The organism is Bacteroides sp. MSK.18.37 (assembly GCF_019129155.2).
In the GTDB taxonomy this organism is placed as follows: Bacteria; Bacteroidota; Bacteroidia; order Bacteroidales; family Bacteroidaceae; genus Bacteroides; species Bacteroides ovatus.
Genome location: NZ_JAHOIB020000001.1, coordinates 1699884 through 1720245 on the forward strand (window position 1 = coordinate 1699884; position 20362 = coordinate 1720245).

A 20362-nucleotide genomic window follows, 5' to 3' on the forward strand; every position below is an offset into this window, starting at 1 on the left:
CTGATTGCTATTTAGTTCGTGACACACAAAGATACAATAAAAAAATAAAAAATGTACCTTTGTTCGCGAAAAGAACAATCAAATTGATAAAAGTGTTTTTATACAATGACAGATAAAAAAAAATCCTCCGTAAACAGACGAATATTACAGATAGCCATCCCATCGATTATATCGAATATTACCGTTCCGCTACTGGGACTTATCGATGTCACGATTGTAGGACATCTCGGTTCTCCGGCGTACATTGGAGCCATTGCAGTAGGGGGAATGTTATTCAATATTATCTACTGGATTTTTGGATTCCTACGCATGGGAACAAGCGGAATGACTTCACAAGCGTACGGTCAGCATGATTTAAACGAAATCACCCGGTTACTACTACGTTCTGTTGGAGTAGGATTATTTATAGCACTTTGCCTGTTGATACTCCAATACCCTATCTTGAAACTGGCATTTACACTGATACAAACCACACCGGAGGTCAAGCAACTGGCAACAGCCTATTTTTATATTTGTATCTGGGGAGCCCCAGCCACATTAGGGCTTTATGGATTCGCCGGCTGGTTTATCGGGATGCAGAATTCACGTTTTCCCATGTATATCGCTATTACTCAAAATATTGTCAACATTGTAGCCAGTCTATGTTTTGTCTACTTATTGGACATGAAAGTGGCAGGAGTGGCAACAGGGACTTTAATTGCCCAATATGCAGGTTTCTTTATGGCTATTCTGCTATACATGCGTTACTATAGTGCGCTTAAAAAACGAATCGTATGGAAAGAAATCATACAGAAACAAGCCATGTACCGTTTCTTTCAAGTCAACCGGGACATATTCTTCCGTACCCTCTGCCTTGTTATAGTCACTATGTTTTTTACTTCTGCAGGGGCCGCCCAAGGAGAAATCGTATTAGCCGTGAACACCTTGCTCATGCAATTATTTACTTTGTTTTCGTACATTATGGACGGATTTGCTTATGCCGGTGAAGCACTGACCGGCCGTTACATTGGTGCCAAAAACCAAACAGGCTTACGTAACACAATACATCACCTTTTCTATTGGGGATTCGGTCTTTCACTGGTATTCACGATTCTCTATGCAGCTGGCGGAAAAGAATTCCTAGGATTACTAACCAATGACACTTCAGTAATCAGCGCTTCAGACACTTATTTTTACTGGGCACTCATTATTCCGTTAGCCGGTTTCTCCGCTTTCTTATGGGATGGCATTTTTATCGGTGCCACTGCTACCCGGCAGATGCTTTACTCCATGTTAGTTGCCTCTGCCAGCTTCTTTGGAGTCTATTACGCTTTCCATCCCCTTTTAGGAAATCACGCCCTGTGGCTAGCCTTTCTCATTTATCTTTCATTGCGGGGAATTGTACAAACCCTTTTGGGAAGACAAATAATGAAAAAAGTAATCGTATCCCGGTGAGGCTATCCGATAAATTATCTCTATATTTGCGGCAAACAATAAAAAGCAAAAGGTATGGCAAAGTATAAAAGAATCTTACTAAAGCTTAGTGGAGAGAGCTTAATGGGCGAAAAGCAATATGGCATTGATGAAAAAAGACTGGCAGAATATGCTGAACAAATCAAAGAAATCCACCAGCAAGGGGTACAGATTGGTATCGTTATCGGAGGAGGCAATATATTTCGCGGACTAAGCGGAGCCAATAAAGGTTTCGACCGCGTGAAAGGAGACCAAATGGGAATGTTGGCTACTGTAATCAACAGTCTCGCTCTAAGTTCTGCTCTTGTGGCTACCGGTGTAAAGGCACGTGTGTTGACAGCAGTCCGGATGGAACCTATCGGTGAATTCTACAGTAAATGGAAAGCTATCGAATGTATGGAGAACGGCGAAGTGGTCATTATGTCCGCTGGAACGGGAAATCCTTTCTTTACTACTGACACCGGTTCTTCACTTAGAGGCATAGAAATCGAAGCAGACGTTATGCTGAAAGGTACTCGTGTAGATGGCATTTACACGGCTGATCCCGAAAAAGATCCTACCGCTACCAAATTCGACGATATTACATACGATGAAGTACTGAAACGTGGTTTGAAAGTCATGGATTTGACAGCGACTTGTATGTGTAAAGAAAACAATCTGCCAATCGTCGTATTTGATATGGACACAGTAGGCAACTTAAAGAAGGTTATCAGTGGAGAAGAGATAGGTACGTTAGTACATAACTAATTTTTCACTACCGATATTCATTTGTCTATCAGATGATACTCTACTCTGATAAGACATTGATTATTCATTTAGAAATAAGAAGTGCGAATTTTGCAGTATAGCTTTAACCAAAACTAATCCTGTAAAATTCGCACTTTGTTTTTCCTCTCAAATATTATATAGAAACAAACAACACCTATTTATCAAAATACTGAATCAAATCATACGCATTAAAATTCAATTCGCGGGCAAAGAAAGATAGATAAGGAAAGAGTTGATAAGAATTATCATAAAGACCTTTATTAGCAGGTTTCGACGAATTGTCCGTACCATCATCATCCTGGTATTTGAACCAATGCCAGCCAACACAATTCTTAGCTTCAAGCAATCCTAATGTAAAATGCTGATAAGCATAAGCTCTCTCGTTTTGTGTAGGGACAGAATATCCGGCTCCCGACTGGTTATTCAGATCAGAGTCCTCCACCCCTTTCGTATAAAACTCACTTACAAGAAACGGTTTGTCCGCCCAATTAGCCCAATCAGCAATCGCTGTTGTCAGTTCAGGACTCCAACGACTATAATAATTGATAGAAATAACATCACAATATTTTCCGGCAGCTCTCACTACTCCTTCCATGTATTTAGGAGTTCCATGTAATCTAGTTCCCAGATAAAGCAACTTATCATCTACTTTCTTCACTGCCTCTTTCACTGCTTTATAATATTTCTCTGCTACAATCCCGGCAAACTCATTATTCAAGTCATCCGTCACACTTTGCGTACCTTTAGAATCCATAAAAGCTTTCGCCGCAACATAAGCCGGATCACTTGAGTTACTGATAGCCAGAAAACGATCCAAAATCCGGGAACTGTTTGAAGAGAAGTTTATCTCATTATCTGAAAAGAAACCTAACACATTAGGATCCCGCAAATAATCTGCGAAAGCACTACCTGCCAAATATGATTCACACCATTCAGCCCATCCATTATAAAACACAAGACCTGCCGCGTTATCATCGCTTCCTCCGGGATAATTATAAGACTTCGCACTCTTGAACTGGCTTAAAAAAGCAAATGAAGGCGCCAAAGTTAACGGACTGCTCGGATTGGAAACATTATGAGTCTGAATCAGTGAATAAGTTCCTGTGCAGAAAGCACCTGTACCGTGAAAGCCGATCTCACTCAATTCACGTTGAGTAGTAGATAACCATTTCTCATCAGCTCCAAACCTGCTATTCCAGGCCGTTTTATTACGACTAGAAGTTCCCTTACGCAAAGAAGTCGCACTACGCTCCAGATGCAGACAACCTTCCGGATCAACCAACCACCAACGTCCGTCTATTTTCTTCGTATAAAATCTTCCCGTAGCCGCCTGTTTCGGAAGTGTAGTCGAACTTCCGTATTTATTAACCGACTCCTGATACGCTTTCAACGTTTTAATAGCCGGCTTATACCCGTCCATATACGCAATAATACGTGTATTCTCTGTTTTCCAACTAGATATAGGCGGATAAGCACTGGAATACTTAACACTGATAGGACGATACATATTGGCATTTAATGACGGAGTATACATCACAGAAGCTCCGGGAGCAGGCAAATCTTCCGGATATTCCGACTCTACATCTCCCCCTCCCATCACTATGTCAGGAGGCATAAAATTAGGATCTTTATCATCATCATCCGTACAAGACACCATAGGAATAGAACTTATAAACAGAAAAGTTCCCAATATAAATAGTTTTTTCATGGTATGTATTTTATTTATTATTAGTTGATTGTTGGTCGAACCAGTCAGCCAAACGATAAGCGTTGATATTCAATTCTTTCATAGCATCAGCCAACGGTTTATAAAGATTGTATTCATTATCTACCAGCCCTTTGTTAGAGTCCAGATTCGAAGGATCTGCCCCTTTTGCTGTCGGATCATTATCCTGATAACGGAACCAATGCCATCCGACACAATTCCCACTTTCCAATAATCCCAAAACAAAATGCTGGTAGGCATATCCACGTTCCTGCTGGGTTTGAACGGTGAAACCTGCCCCTGTTGTGTTTGCCAGCCCTGAATCCATTCCTTTCGTATAAAATTCCGTGATGATGAAAGGTTTTTGAGCCCATTCGCCCCAATGCTTCATGGTCTTCTCACTCGGTGTCCATGCACCATAGTAGTTAATAGCAACGACATCACAATACCTGCCTGCCGCTTCCACAATCTGGCGGATAAACTTAGGTTTTCCATGTAGACGACTACCTAAATAAAGGTGATTGGGATCATACTTCCGAATCGCTTCCGACACCACTTTATAGTATCGTTCCGCTACTACCCCCGCAAACTCTTCCCGATGTTCGTCCGTAATTTGCTGCAAAGTAATACCCTGCTGTTTCAACCAGGATTCTGCATACAATCTTCCCGGATCATTGGGATTCTTCAAAGTCAGATACCCCTCCAGATTCTTCGGCCCGAACGGCAGTTCATTATCCGAAAAATAGCCGATGATATTTTTATCCGTTTTATTTGCGACCAGTTTTTGTGCCATCTCATCGCAATAGGTTTCGAACTCCGGGTCAAAAACGAAAATACACTGATTAGGATATCCCGTATTACCAGGTAACTGATAAGTTCCTCCTCGTTTCTTCCCATATCCACTCATCAGGTTCAGAATGATTGAGCGAGTCAGTACCTCCTTATGAGAGGCATTGTAAGAGGCAATAGCTTCTTCATTACTCCAGGAGCCGGTCCCGGAAAAGCCCAGCGAATGAATCATCCGTGCCGTTCCTTCGATCCATTTTTCCTCCGTACCGAATTTGTCCAGCATTGCTTGTTTATTGCGTTCGGAAGTACCTAAACGTACTCCTACCACCACTTTCTGCAAATGCCGATACCCATCGGGATCAATCATCCACCATCGATTTCCAATACGTTCTACCCTGAAAAATCCTGTAGCCCGATGCCTGGGAGCATCCAAATCACTTCCATACTTATTCACACGTACTTTACCAGTAGGTTTGAACCCATCCAATTGAGCAATAGTACGGGTATCATACTCTTTCCAAGGCAGATTTTTCTGTCCTTTCACCCACGGACGGGCAGTGACCTTAAATGTACGTCCCTGGGCATAACCAAACTGGGATAACAGCAGTAAAAACAATATAACTATACTATTTTTCATCATCTAATATTCTTTTACGATTCGTATTGCATTTAAAATGGGCACAGACTCCACCGCTCCAAAACGAACGACAAGCCCCTTTCCTTGTGAAACCGGAACAATATATTTCTTAATAACCGCACGTTCGGAACCGTATTCTTCTGCAATATTCAGTTGTTTGGCAACAGATACTCCATTTATATCCACAGAAAATACCCGGTTAATATAGTCCTCCCTCACCACATCATTTCCTAAATTATACACCAAAGCCTCTCTTTTATTTTCAGAAGTAAGTTCTGTCCAATACAAATATACAGCATAAACACCATCCGGTACATCTGCCTTAAAAGCTTCAATGCCTACTCGCTGTGTCTGGAAGATAGGATCCTGATCCGTCCCCAGTATATCTTTATCGCTGGCCGGCAAAGAACCGTAACGAGTTTTGTTCGGAGCCACTTCCCCACCAATATATCCCCATGAACCTTCTGCATAAGCCTGTTCGGGTATCCAGCACATCTCTGCTATCCGGTCCTCAAAATAGCGTCGAGCACCCAGTAGTACATTGATTTCCGTAAAGCCATTCTTCACATTGACACATTTAAAATCACAAACATACTGGTCACGATATTCACGTCCCTCCTTTTCAATCACAGCATCCACCACATTCTTTCCGTTTACAAAAGGAATGTCCACGGAAACCACCTTATCTGCTACCGGATATACTCCCAAACTTTTTCCATTCAAAAAGACCTCCACCTTATCCGCGTTAGTATAAACTTTCAGCGGTTGCGTACAACTCTTTCCATCCCGACTGGCTCCTGCCCTATTCTTCCAAGATTTAGAAGCAATATGCAGAACAGGTGACTCTTTCAGATAAGCCTGATAAAGAAAATATCCGTCCTTACGTTCTCTATCCGTACTTACCAACCCTTTATTGTTCACATGAGGCATGGCATTTCTTCTGGCTTCGGAATAAAAATCATTCAAATTCCAGACCATAGCCCCCACGATATAATCCCTCTTTAGAATTTCAGGCAAATAATGTTCATGATAGACAGAGCCAAACTCACAACTAAAATCAAACCGCACAGGCGAAAAAGAATGAATACGAGTATCTACATCCGCCCCATATTCGGTAATAAGCAACGGTTTATGAGGAAACTCCTTGTGAAGTTCTTCCAGTTTCTCTTCAAATCCGTCCAAATTACCACCATACCATCCATTATAAAGATTAAATCCCAATAACATCGGCAATTCAGTAATCCCTGCTTCCTGATAGATTTGGGAAGCAGAATGACAAGGCAACATGGTATAGCGTTCCGAGTTCAGACTTCTGATCTGCGCCTCAACAGCCGAAGCTATTTGATGAAGAGACTTCATATATTCCGCCCGTTCTTTCTTGTTGTCAGGATTAAAGGGAGGACGCAAAAGCACTTCATTCATGTAAGCCCAAATGATGACAGACGGATAATTATGGTTCTGATAAACCATTTCCGTAGCCTGTTCCACACAGTTGTCCATAAACGCCCTACTTTGAGTAATGGCATTTACAATCGGAATTTCAACCGAAGTCAACAGCCCCAATTTATCACACATCTGCATCACAACCGGATCTTGCGGATAATGAGCCACTCGCAGGAAATTACTTCCCATATCCTTACTCAACTGTATATCCCGGATATGCATTTCATCCCGCAAGGCATTCCCCATTCCTTTGTAATCCTGATGCCGGCTGGTACCAATCAATTTCCGATATTTCCCGTTCAGGAAAAAACCTTTTTCCGCATCAAAATGATATTCACGGATTCCCAGCGGATTAACAACGCAATCGAGAACTTCTCCCTTTTTATTCTTCAAACGGCTATACACCTTATATAAATAAGGAGAATCAACATCCCACCGTTTGGGTTGCGCAATAGTCATCAACGCTTCAAAGGCTACATTCTTCTCCCCTGCCTTCACATTCACTTTCTTTGCGGAAAGTGCCACTCTATTGCCGTCTGTATCCAAAATCTCCGTTTCAAGAATCAATGCCTGATTACTTTTCAAAGCATTGGACAAGAATGTTTTTGCACACACTTCCGCTTGAGCGTCTGTTATTCCAACAGTTTTGAGATATACTCCACTGGAAGCATAATGGGTGGTAGACAGTTGCACGGGCGAAGTATACACCAGATAAACATCCCGATAAAGTCCGCCGAAGAAAGTAAAGTCTGCCGAAAGAGGAGCAATATCCGGATTATAAGAGTTGTCAACACTCACTGCTACCAGATTGCGTCCGGTATGAACATAGTCAGTCACATCAAACGTAAAAGCAGAATAACCACCTTTATGATTCCCTACCAACTTTCCATTCACAAATACATTTGTTTCCTGATTGGCTCCTTCAAAACAAAGATAAACTCTTTGACCGACAATCAGTTCCTCCACTGTCACGGCTTTCCTGTACCAGCCTTTTCCCCGGAAATAACCGGGGATTTCATCTTCTGCATCTTTTGCATTCCAAGTATGAGGAATGGAAACGTCAGTCCAACCGGACACATCAAAGTCAGCAGTGGACGCGTCTCCCTCAAAGAGGGAGAACTTCCAACCATCGTTGATCGTTTGCGTCACACGCTGACCGCAGACCGTGCCGGCAACAATCAATAACAAGCAGGCTAAGATTATTTTTCTATATACCTTATACATACCTAATACCATTATTTCGAGATTGAACGAACTGCACGAATATATCTTAAAGAACTCTTTTTAGAGGTTGCACTGCTCCAAGATATAGGCTTTCCAAAACGTACATAAAATCCATTCACACCATTCGAAGCCTCACGACAAGCCCAATATGTATCTCCTGTAGAAGATGACGCAGCCTCATTCATAATAGTTCCTCCCGCATTGCTGACAACCCGATCCCATGCTGCACGATTGGCTTTTTCAAAATCAGTAATCGCATTCGGATTATCATTTGTTGCATTTGCTACAGTGGTTCCATTATATGTTTCAAACATTTGTTCCAAGTCTTTTCTCCCCGACCAATACCAACCTGTCCCCTTGTCCATACAGAACTTAATGGCAGGCATTTCCGATGCATTTGGTAATGCAGCCAACGCCATAGTATTAGTATATCCATCATCTCCGGATAAATCCACTCCGGTAGAAGCCGGAGAGCCTGCTGTAGACCATGCCAAATTCTCTCTGTCCAACGACATGATTTTCGCTTTACCACGATTAGTTCCATCTACCCAGAACACAATGCCTCCTTTTAACGAACCATTATCCGCAATTACCTGTCCCACCGCAAACTCGGAACTTAAAAATCCTCTCTGTGTAATCGTAACCTCTTGTTTAGGTGCATTCGCTCCGCTTCCGGCTGTTACCGTAGCAGTCGTTACCCGGTTAGAACTATTCAGATTGGGAGATAATGTCCAAAAATAAAGAGTTTTATTTGTTACATCAACATACGCTTTCACCCAAGATTCATCAGTGATATTTATTGCAAATTCCGTCTCATCAGAAATCATTGTGATTACCTCTGATTTTGCTACCGCATCAGGCGTAATAGTCACCGTATTGGTACTCAATTCGAGGGAAGCGTCTCCCTCGGCAGCTACATTTTGATTCACTGTTACCTCCACTGCTTTTGCGGCTGCGCCAGTACCGGCTGTTATTGTAGCAATTGTCGTACGAATATTACCAGTGGTATTTTTTGATTTTGCCTTGAACGTAACTGTTGTGCCTGAAATAGTATATGAAAGCCAGGAATCATCTGCCAACACCACGCTGAATACACTCTTATTGGATGTCAACGTAACATTTGCTTCCGCTTCGTTAGCACCTTCCAATGTCACAGGATTGGGAGCAACCGTCAGAGTTGCCGGCTCTTCAGGATAAGTATAATCACCAATTGTGCGCATACATCTCACAAAACGGTTGGTAGCTGTTTTATTTCCTGCATCAGCACCAGACTTTCCGAAACGTACCCAATAAGCCTTATCCCCTGCTGCATTTTCCGTACTCGACCAATAGCTTTCCCCATTGCCCGAACCGGCAGCCTCGTTTATCACATCACCCTGCAAATCGGTCAACATCTTATCAAATGCCGCACGGGCCGCTTTCTCAACTTCCGTCAACTTATCAGGTACAACCGAAGCAAAATCCGGATCAGCATGTCCAATACCGTTGTAAACATCAAACAACTCCCATAACTCATCACGTGCAGGCAGATACCATCCCTCACCCAACGACTGACAGTATGCCACTGCATCATTTGCAGCAGGAGCAGTAAACAAAGCCGTGTTGGCATATCCATTCACTGTAGAAAGCGCATTATGAGACATCACAGAAGCCTCAAAAGGATTTCCTCCCTGACGTTTTACAGATACAGCTTTTCCTACCATCTTGTCCGAAGGATCCACCCAGAAAATCATACCGATACCATCATCTACACTTTGTCCTACCTTCAAAGAAAGGTCCGGTTCTTTGGAATCCTGTGTAACCGTCACTTCCACTGTATATGAACCGCAAGTCAGTTTCACGACAGTACTCCTTGCATCCTCACCGTCATTCTGCGTCAAGGCAGTGTATATTACACTTTTAGCGTTTACATCTACAGAAAGCCACTCCGCTTGATATTGAGCAACAACCTGACCGACATTAGTATATAATAGCGATGTGACGGAAGAACCCGCCGCTTTTGCCAGGTTTACTTTTGTATCTTTACAATTAAATTCAGGCATCACACGTACCGACGCATCATCGACACAGGAAAGCAGCCCCAGATTTAAAATCAATAACAGATATATTATTTTTTTCATACTCATTCATGTTTTACAGATAATCAATCGCTTAATACCAATTCTCATTCTGTGGAAAATTCTCTTTCCCCATCAAGTCAATCTGCTCCTGTGGAATAGGCCAACATTCGTGCTTTCCAACTACAAAACTGGTACGACATTCCGCATAATCTTTATCTAAATAAGGATTTTCAGCTTTTGTCTCGCCATAATGCGCTTTCACCCTTTCACCCAAAAGACCCAAACGTTTTAGTAAAGGCCAACGGACTCCCTCGAAGTTCAGTTCACGGGCATATTCATCCAAAAGAATATCTTGCGTCAGAGGTCCCGCAAATTTGTCATTCCCGGCACGTTCCCATGTTTTATTGTAGCAGCGCAGAGCATCCGTGCTCATTCCTCCGTCACGGCGCATATACGCTTCTGCCGCCATTAAGTAAGTTTCAGCCAGTCGATAGACAATCAAATCCTTGAATCCCGTTGTCCGGTCCGGATTATCGGCCATAGTCCACTGATCAAAGTATTTTTTCGACATGAAATGCAGCGTCTCACAATAACTGGAACTTTTCGCAAGGGGAATCAATTCGCCATATTTAGGAGAAGTAGGATCATTGTATTTGAAACGGTGTACGAACAATTCATTGTATCGTGTATCTTTAGCCTGGTCATACAAACTCAATAAATAGGTATTCGGATAAATACGTCCCCAACCATATCCACCCTGATCGGCCGTATTGATACAACCTGCAATTTTATTGATTCGGGTAGTGGTCTGAATAGAGATACGATGTCCGGCAACCGGAGTTCCGGAACCTCCTCCACCCAAGTTTTGTGAATATTGGAAACTCCACAACACTTCCGGGGATTTCAAATCTGCGCTATTAAATACATTCTCGGCCTTCTTTTCCATTGAGTAAATGCCCTCCTGTTTAAAGATGTCTTCACATTCCTCAATGGCTGTATCCCAATCCGATTCCCACATGGCAACCTGTGCACGGACATGTTTGGCAGTCGCTTTCGTTACCCGTCCATACAATACATTTCCGTTATTTTGAGGAAGTGACCAGTCCAGACCTTTCATCGCATCATCCAAGTCAGTTGTCATCAGTGTCATCAGTTCTTCATGAGAAGCCGGTTTATACTCCCGTTTCAGATTATCTACAGTGGTTGGAGTGATGTTCAGATAAAGGCGGTCAAAGCGTTTCCAAAGTTCAAAATAGCTCCGTCCTCTGAAGAATTTCGCTTCACTCCATGCGTGCAATACATCGCTGTCATCCAGTCCCAAGGCTTCTGCCGCTACAATAATTTCATTTGCTTTTCCGATAATCCCATAGTGATGTTTCCAGAACTTATTGACATCTCCGGTACTTGGAGTAAAACTTGTATTCAAACGTCCGATTGAGGTAGAAACACCTGCTCTAAGTATGGCAATATCCGTATTAAAGTCACACATGGTAACGATGTACAGATTAGATTCGTTATTATCCGCTCCACCCGGCAATTCACGTGCCAGGGAATACAATCCTGTAACGACAGTATTCAACCCTTCGGGAGTAGTGAACAGATAATTATTCGTCACGTCTGTTTTTGATTCCAGATTTAATAAATCCGAGCAGGAAGCGGTCAACATTCCGCAAATGACAAAGGCTGTATATATTAACTTTTTCATAAGGATTCTTTATTTTAGAATGAAACATTGACACCAAACACATATTGTCTGGACTCCGGATAAGACCCTGGAGTCAGTTCGGGACTATAAGATTTAAACTCCGTAAATGTCAGCAAGTTAGTAGCTGTTGCATACAAGCGTAATTTATGAATCGGAGTATTCTTCAATAGTCGGGTGGGGAAAGTATATCCCAGTTGTAAGGTGCGTAAACGGATATAAGAAGCATCCTGAATGGCAATGGCACTCAAATATGCAGGGTCCGCACTATAAGAAGGACGTGGGAATTTGTTCGAAGGATTGAACGGAGTCCAATAATCCACCTTCACCCCATTCAATTTTCCACGTAAAGAACCACCGGAATTATACTCGTACAAATAACCGTTCTTAATCTTTCTGCCGGAAACTCCATACCAGTCCATGAACAGGTCAAATCCTTTCCAGTTCCATGTAGAAGAAAGGGAGAGTGTAAACTTCGGATCTTTACGGATAGGTACCCTGTCATCAGCTGTAATCTTTCCATCCCCGTTGTTATCACGCACCTTGACCATTCCCGGTTCAATAGCGCCACCGTAATTAATCGGACTGTCGGCCACACCGTCATTATCACTATCATAGGTGTTTTTCAGGGTATAGACCAGATTTCCCGTACCATCACGAGTGATATCAAAATCATCATACTGAAAAATTCCATCTATCAGATAATCATAGTATACATTGATCGGTTCTCCGATAATCCACCCCTGGGCTACCTGACTTGCCGGTTTCCCGTTCTCATCGAGAGTATCGTCAATACGGACAATTTCATTCTTATACATGCTGAAATTAGTTCCGAGTGTCCAGGTAAACTCCTTTGTACGTACCACGTCACCATTTAAAGAAAGATCGATACCACTGGATTTCGTCTTTCCCAGATTATCTAGCATGGTAGTATATCCGAGTGACGCATTCAGGGAACGTTTCACCAACAAATCCTTCGTATGTGTATTATAATACTCAACCGTACCATTCAGACGCCCATTGAAGAAACTAAAGTCAACACCAAAGTTAGCTGTTGCAGACTGTTCCCATTTCAGGTTTGGATTAGACAGTTCCTTGCTCGGCAAATATCCCATTTGAAAAACATTTCCAAACTCATATCCTTTATTATCAGCCAGTCCCAAAGTAGTATAATTGCCGATACCGTTCTGATTACCTACAATACCATAACTTACACGCAGTTTCAGGTTATCAATCCACGACACATCTCTTAGGAAACTCTCCTGATTGACACGCCAGGCAAAAGCTGCCGACGGGAAAGTTCCCCATTTATTTTCTTTTCCGAAACGGCTGGAACCGTCACGGCGGACAGCCACGTTCAACAAATAACGATCTAAAAGCGAATATTGCGCCCGAGCCATGAAAGACACCAGGTTATTTTCATTAAACTGACGACGAGGCTTGCCTGTAAACTCACCTTGAGAAATGAAGTTCCAGTCTTTATCCACCGGAAGATTCTCAACCGAGTACCCGATAGACTTCGACCCATTATGGTCGACAGACTGAACGCCGGTCAATGTCAACTGGTGTTTCTTGTTCCGGATAGGCACTTTATAGGTCACAATGTTCTCAACCAGCCAGTTCTGTGTACGCGATTCGTCAAGAACGGCCGTTCCTCCGCCTCCCGGATATTGGGAATCTTTATAAGAACCGTCTTCAGACGTCTGATTATAAACAGAAGTATTCAGACGATAATTGAATCCCTTGAAAGGTTTCACATCCATAAAAAAGTTCAGGCGGTAATTATCACGGGTTACTTCACGTCCATAATGTTCGGCACGGTACAAAGGATTATAATTTCCTTCCGAGTTGATATATTTTGTATACTTGCCATCCGCATCATATATCTCCGCCAATGGAGAACTGGTAATAAAATCATTAAAGTTACCATCCTCACGATCTTGTTTTGTCATCGCATAAGAAGAATTGATACCGAAACTAATCCATTTGGCTATTTCAAAGTCCAGATTCAGTCTTAAAGAAAACTTCTGATACCCCGATCCGGTAACCACCATTCCTTGTTGGTCAAAGTAATTGGCACCTGCCGATACTTTGATTTTTTCTGTTCCTCCACGTACACTGACGTCGTGATTATGATAGATTGCATTTCTGAACATTTCTTTTTCCCAGTCGATAAACTTTCCACTGGCCCATACCCGCTGCATCACCTCGTCTTCCAACGCTTCGGCTATAGAAATCTCACGCGCATCAATTATTCCTTTATCATGCGCCTTTGCTTCACGACGAAGCTGCATATATTCTTCGGGAGAGTAGAAATCGAAATTTCTCCAGAGAGATTGAATACCCAGATAACCATTATAGTTGACTTCCACTTTTCCGGCTTTACCACGTTTGGTAGTCACCAGTACCACACCGTCACTGGCGCGTGCACCATAAATAGCCTGTGACGCAGCATCTTTCAGGATTTCAACCGATTCAATATCATCCGCACTCAACGTACTGAACTCTGTTGCACTGGAAGGAGAACCATCTATAATATATAAAGGTGCATTGTCCGCACTGATAGAACGGGAACCACGAATGGTAATCGAAGGAGTCGATCCCGGCCGTCCGGAACTACTCGTTACATTCACACCTGCGGCACGTCCACGTAACATGTCAGCCACATTTCCGGCGGGAAATGTTCTCATTTCATCCGCTTTGACCGAAGCTACCGAAGTGGCCACATCACTCTTACGCTGAACTCCATAACCGACAACCACCAATTCATCGAGCATTTTCGACTCTTCCACCATATTCACATTCAGCACCGTTTTCGTACCGACACGTATTTTTTGTTCCTTATATCCTATACAAGAAAAAACAAGGGTAGATTTAGCCGATACACTGATTGAATATTTTCCATTTACATCCGTCACTGTACCATTAGTAGTCCCCTCCTCCATGATATTAACTCCGGGGATCGGTCCAAGTGCGTCTGTCACCACTCCAGAAACTCTGACGTTTTGAGCACTAACCTCTAAAGAGATAAGAAAGGCTGTCAGGAACACAGCCCATTTAATTACGATGTTTTTCATACTATGTAATAATTTGAATGATTACAGCGCAAAAATCCCAATTATTAATGATTTCGAATAATAGAATCGTCCGTATAAAAGTTCAAATAGTACAAATCTCGTCAGGCAGAAAGTATATAAAACACTATAAATTAAGAGTTTGCATATTTCCGTCTATAAGCAGCCGGAGTAATATCATAAGCATTTTTAAAACACCGGATAAAATAACTTGGATTAGAAAAACCGTAATCAAATGCTATATCAGCAATCAGGGCATTGGGGTCATTCCGCAATTTTTCTGTTGCTTTTTTCAGTCTCAAAGATAAAATAAAGTCATTCGGGGTCTGTCCGGTCAATGCTTTCAATTTGGTGAAAAGCAACGTTCTGCTCATACACATTTCTCGTGCAAAAGTAGCTACGTCAAAGTCTGGGTTATCAATATAAGATTCCACAATCGCCGTAGCATCCATCAACATCTTTTTATCGATCGGATTAAACGGAAGGTCTTCCACTTTAGGTTCGTCGTTTCGAACAAACCGTTGTTGAAGTAGTTTACGAGTCTGGATGATATTGTTGCACCGGGCTACCAATATCTTGATATTAAAAGGTTTGGAGATATAATCATCCGCACCTGTCTGCAAGCCTTCCAAAGTATGTTCTTCCCGGTTGCGGGCTGTCAGCAAGACAACAGGTATATGGCTGGTCTGCAAATTACTTTTCAACTTCTCGCACATTTCCAGTCCGGACATGACAGGCATCATGATGTCACTTACAATCATCTGCGGTTGGAGCGAAGAAGCCCGTTCCAATCCTTCCTGCCCGTCGGCAGCCGTATATACCTCATATATCTGTTCAAAAATCTGCGTCAATACTTTACGCATTTCCGGGTTATCTTCTACAATCAGTATTTTCACCGTTTTATCCGGCTTCACCATTTCCGAGATTTCTTGAGGCTCTATTATATAATGTTCGGCAACGTGCTCGTCTGCGGAGGAAGAGACTTCCATATTCATATTCGCATCCCGGTGGAGAGTAACGGTAAAAGAGGTAACTCTATTCGGTTCGCTTTCCACTCCGATGGTTCCCTGATGCAACTCTACAATTCCTTTCGCCATCGCCAATCCAATGCCCGACCCTTTGACAGTTCGTGTGGTTGTTGCCGAATCATCCTGCCAAAACCGTTCAAATACATGTTTGATCTTGGATTTATCAATGCCTACCCCCAGGTTGTTGACTGAAATCACAATGTCATTATCTCCTTCCGCTGACAGCTCAACAGAAATCCAGTCACCAGGCTTCGTATACTTAAAAGCGTTGGACAATAAATTATAGAATACTTTCTCTATCTGTGTTTTATCAATATACAAATCAGCTTCTTTCAGAGTGGAAGAAAAGCGGAGATCTATCTTATTCAGTTGGGCATAACTATAGAAAGAACCACAAATTTCCTCTATCACCGCCACAATATTCTCTTTAGAAATCTTTAGTTTCAAGTATCCCTGATCCTGCTTGCGGATATCAATGACTTCATCCACGAGGTTATTCATCCGACGGGAATTTTTATAAATATCCAGAATCTTATTATATACTTCAGGAATAATGTCCTTATGCATCAGGAGCATTTCGAGCTGGCTGGATATAAGTGTTAACGGGGTACGGAATTCATGCGATACATTGGTAAAGAAACGCAGTTTGGACTGGTTCACACTTTCGATATACTCTTTTTCCCGTTTCTCGGCCAATAAAGAGTGCCGCAAGGTTTTTCGTATCCAGAACATACGGATAATATAGCCGGCAATGAGGATAGCTGCCAGCACCATCAGCAAAATAAACCATGCCCGCTGATAAACCGGAGCCTCCACTATCAGCTCAAAACTAACGGAAGGTGCTTCCTGACCGTGAACGCCCACCTGGTCGCCACGGACATGGAAAGTATAATGCCCCGGATGAAGATTGGTATAGGTAATCATCGTATTATCGCCCGCCTTCATATATTCGTTGTCAAAGCCTTCAAGTTTATATTCCAGGCCGATATTAGAAATATTATTCAGGGTGTTACTTGCTATCTCAAAAGTGACGGAAGAATATCTGGGCGGCAATACTAACCGATGTTCATACAGTACGGTTTCTTTGATAAGCCCCAACGAATCAAGTGGTTGTATTTCCGTATTATCCACAAGCACCCGTTTTACAAACACATCATAGTCAACAGACTGTTTGTTCAGCTTTTCCTGGGCGATAGAGACAATACCCGCCAGACCACACACGTAAATATCGTGGTCGGACGCAATATACAACCCTCCGTCATTTACATTATTCAAGGGAAAATCACTCTGTCTGTTATAGTTCTCGAATGTAGTCGTTGCCAGATTGAATTTAGAGAAACCACCATTGGTTGCCACATAGATAGAACCATCCAAAGGACTCTCCACCAATCCGGTTATAAATCCATTTTCCAATCCCTGTTTCGCTCCGTATCCCACAAAAGAATCTGTCTTCTTATCAAATAGATAAATTCCCGAGCCTGTCGATCCCAGCCATATACGTCCTTTCTTATCACATAAAATGTGGTTGATGTGATGCTGCGCTGTGCTCTGCGCTATTTGGGAGAAAGGATAACTATGGGCAGTGCCCGCTTTGAGGTTGACTCGTATCAGATCAAAAGAGGTAGTCAGCCATAAATCCCCGTCTTTGTCAAACGTCATATCCCAAACCTGCGACAGATGTTTGGCAGCCAACGAAGGGTGTTCGAAATGATGAAGTCGAAGGTGTTTCTTATCCAATACAAGCAATCCTCCCTTGGCAGCTATCAATAAAGAATCGTGGCCGGCAAACTCTATCATTTTCACCAGATTATAAGCTCTGTCAACAACTGTTTTTCCTTCCGGAGTATAGATGTTTTCCGGGATAGATTCTATATGTCCGGTCGACAGATTAATCCGGTTGATTCCCTGATAAAGAGAAGCTACCCAAAGATAATCCGGCTCTCTCTCATAATAAAGAGACTTCACTATCTTAAAAGAAAGCTCTTGAGAATAGACCTTTTTTAAAGGGAAAAAGCGTTTGGTATGTTTATCATAATAGTTCAACCCACTTCCTTCACTTGCAAACCAGATCCGGCCGGAACGGTCTTCGGCAATGGAACTGATAATATAAGAATTCAAATGACCGCCAACAGCCGTAGACGAGCGGTAAAAATGGAAAGCATCATTCGCTACATTATAATATTGGATTCCCTGATAGAAAGTCCCCAACCATAAAGTCCCCGAAGCGTCGTAATGCATCGAAATAATAGAACGTATATCGGCCGCCTCCACATTCAAGTCATATTCATAATCTGTAAACTCTCCGGTAAACAGGTTTAAAGTCTGCAAACCGGCATAGGTTCCGATATACAGGAGACTATCATTAGCTTGCGTCACATGACGCACATTATTATGGTTAATCGTATTTTCAGCTACCTTATTATGCTTGAAATGAGTAAATTTTCCATCTTCATCCAACCGTATGAGCCCTCTGTTTCTGGTAGCTATCCAGATACTCCCGTTTCTGTCTTCCGTTATTGAATTGACAGCTCCCACATCCATACGCCGGGTGATATGTGCAGACTGGTCGATGCAGTATACACCTTTCGAAGAAGTACCCACCACCACTGTCTGATTCTGACGAACCATGAGACTGTTCATCAATACATCCTCCTCATCTGAAGGAAATGAAAAGAATAACTCGGGCGCCTGGTCGAGGTTGCGATAACGGTAGATTTCCTTTCCGGTAGCTATCCATAATGCATCGTGCGCATAACAGATTCCCGCAACTTCTCCTTCACGCAACACCCTAAAACGATTCAAACGCATATCATAAAGAGTCACGCTCTGCAAACTGCGGATAAAGAGCAATCCGGCTTTATTTCCGCAAACCTGCCTGATATTATTGATATTGATGGAATAAGGATTAGCGTTATCCGGTTTGAATACTTCAAACTTACGTCCGTCAAATCGATTCAGCCCGTCTTGAGTCCCGATCCACAAAAATCCGAATTCATCCTGATAGAAACAATTGACCGTTTGATGAGAAAGTCCCTGCCTTACGTCCTTAAAGCGCATATTGATATCCTTCGTCACATTTGCCATGCAACAAAGTCCCGATATGAACAGGCAATAAACAACAAGAAATTTAGCTTTGGCCATCTGTGTTTTTCGATAATTCAGATGCAATATTCGGGAAAATCCAAGATATATGCAAGCGTTTATTCAAAAACCTGATTGCCTATTGCCTGCAGACTATTACTCGGGAGGCGTATAACTAATCTCCCTACCGAATAAAATTAATCATCTAACGGTTAATTCTTTTTCGTCTGACTATAGTCAGACGAAAGTTCAACTATAGTTAGACGTAAGTTTAACAGTAGTCAGACGCAAGTTTGACTATAGTCAGACGATTAATTTTATGCATAAACAAGATTAGTTATCTCTTTACCAAGAAATAGTTTTTTGCATACGAAAGATTAAATTATACTATCAACCGCCTAAACACTTGTTTATCATTGGTGAACTGCGTACTTTTGCACGCCATTAAAAAAAGCAAAACAATGACTAACAAAACCAAAGGTTTTATCTATGGAGCGATTGCCGCTGCGAGCTACGGTATGAATCCTCTTTTTGCACTTCCGCTCTATGCAGCCGGAATGAGTGTCGATACCGTTTTATTCTACCGGTACTTCTTTGCGACAATCGTATTGGGTATTCTAATGAAAATGCAGCATCAGTCTTTTGCACTTCATAAGGCAGACGTTTTGCCCTTAGTCATTATGGGGCTGTTATTCTCTTTTTCATCACTGCTTTTGTTTATGAGCTATAATTATATGGATGCCGGAATTGCTTCAACGATTCTGTTTGTTTATCCGGTGATGGTAGCTGTCATTATGGGAATATTCTTCAAGGAAAAGATTTCCGCCATTACCGTTTTCTCCATCCTGCTGGCACTTTCAGGCATTGCCTTGCTTTATCAGGGAGACGGCAACAAACCGCTATCGACTTTGGGAATTATCTTTGTTCTGTTGTCTTCTCTCTCTTATGCTATATATATAGTAGGTGTAAACCGTTCGACATTGAAAAACCTGCCGACCACGAAACTTACCTTCTATGCCATTTTGTTCGGACTATCGGTTTATATCGTCCGTTTAAATTTCTGTACGGAACTGCAAGTAATACCGTCTGCCTGGCTCTGGGCCGATGTACTATCACTCGCCATCCTGCCAACTGCCGTATCACTGGTCTGTACCGCACTGGCCATCCATTATATAGGCTCTACACCAACGGCAATATTGGGTGCTCTGGAACCAGTGACAGCTTTATTCTTCGGTGTTCTCCTGTTTCACGAAAAACTGACTCCCCGCTTAATGATGGGTATTTTAATGATTATCACCGCCGTTACCCTGATTATCATTGGCAAGTCACTCATAAAAAAGATGGGTATGCTGTTGCAGATGAACAAAAAATAATATACTTTTGCTACTTAATCAATCAA

10 protein-coding genes are annotated in these 20362 nt (G+C 42.3%); 3 read left to right on the forward strand and 7 right to left on the reverse strand.

Going from position 1 to position 20362, the window contains the following annotated elements; translation table 11 throughout:
- Nucleotides 1–105 precede the first annotated feature (105 nt).
- Both KSX81_RS07135 and pyrH read left to right on the forward strand, forming a co-directional pair.
- On the forward strand, nt 106–1434 hold the full coding sequence (locus KSX81_RS07135; protein ID WP_004299208.1) for an MATE family efflux transporter: 1329 nt from the start codon (nt 106–108) through the stop codon (nt 1432–1434).
- A gap of 54 nt (nt 1435–1488) precedes the next feature.
- Nucleotides 1489–2199, forward strand: a complete 711-nt coding sequence (gene pyrH, locus KSX81_RS07140; protein WP_004299207.1) for a UMP kinase — start codon at nt 1489–1491, stop codon at nt 2197–2199.
- 175 nt (nt 2200–2374) lie between these two features.
- On the opposite strand, the gene KSX81_RS07145 is transcribed toward pyrH, so the two are convergent.
- The 7 genes from KSX81_RS07145 to KSX81_RS07175 form a co-directional block, all read right to left on the reverse strand.
- The gene (locus KSX81_RS07145) at nt 2375–3928 is read right to left on the reverse strand and encodes a hypothetical protein (RefSeq protein WP_004323486.1); all 1554 of its coding nucleotides are present in this window, start codon (nt 3926–3928) and stop codon (nt 2375–2377) included.
- A gap of 10 nt (nt 3929–3938) precedes the next feature.
- The gene (locus KSX81_RS07150; protein WP_004323487.1) at nt 3939–5351 is read right to left on the reverse strand and encodes a hypothetical protein; all 1413 of its coding nucleotides are present in this window, start codon (nt 5349–5351) and stop codon (nt 3939–3941) included.
- Nucleotides 5352–5354: 3 nt separating this feature from the next.
- Nucleotides 5355–8018, reverse strand: coding sequence for a glycoside hydrolase family 2 TIM barrel-domain containing protein (locus KSX81_RS07155; RefSeq protein WP_004323488.1), 2664 nt, complete (start codon nt 8016–8018; stop codon nt 5355–5357).
- An 11-nt stretch (nt 8019–8029) separates the two neighbouring features.
- The gene (locus KSX81_RS07160; RefSeq protein WP_004299203.1) at nt 8030–10144 is read right to left on the reverse strand and encodes a BACON domain-containing protein; all 2115 of its coding nucleotides are present in this window, start codon (nt 10142–10144) and stop codon (nt 8030–8032) included.
- 25 nt (nt 10145–10169) lie between these two features.
- Nucleotides 10170–11783 (reverse strand): RagB/SusD family nutrient uptake outer membrane protein, encoded by a 1614-nt coding sequence (locus tag KSX81_RS07165; RefSeq protein WP_004299202.1) that lies wholly within the window; start codon nt 11781–11783, stop codon nt 10170–10172.
- A 14-nt stretch (nt 11784–11797) separates the two neighbouring features.
- Nucleotides 11798–14857 (reverse strand): SusC/RagA family TonB-linked outer membrane protein, encoded by a 3060-nt coding sequence (locus tag KSX81_RS07170; RefSeq protein ID WP_004323490.1) that lies wholly within the window; start codon nt 14855–14857, stop codon nt 11798–11800.
- 131 nt (nt 14858–14988) lie between these two features.
- On the reverse strand, nt 14989–19023 hold the full coding sequence (locus KSX81_RS07175) for a response regulator (RefSeq protein ID WP_004323491.1): 4035 nt from the start codon (nt 19021–19023) through the stop codon (nt 14989–14991).
- A 401-nt stretch (nt 19024–19424) separates the two neighbouring features.
- Here KSX81_RS07175 and KSX81_RS07180 point away from each other — a divergent pair, with 401 nt between their 5' ends.
- Nucleotides 19425–20336, forward strand: coding sequence for an EamA family transporter (locus KSX81_RS07180; RefSeq protein ID WP_004299199.1), 912 nt, complete (start codon nt 19425–19427; stop codon nt 20334–20336).
- Nucleotides 20337–20362: the final 26 nt, after the last annotated feature.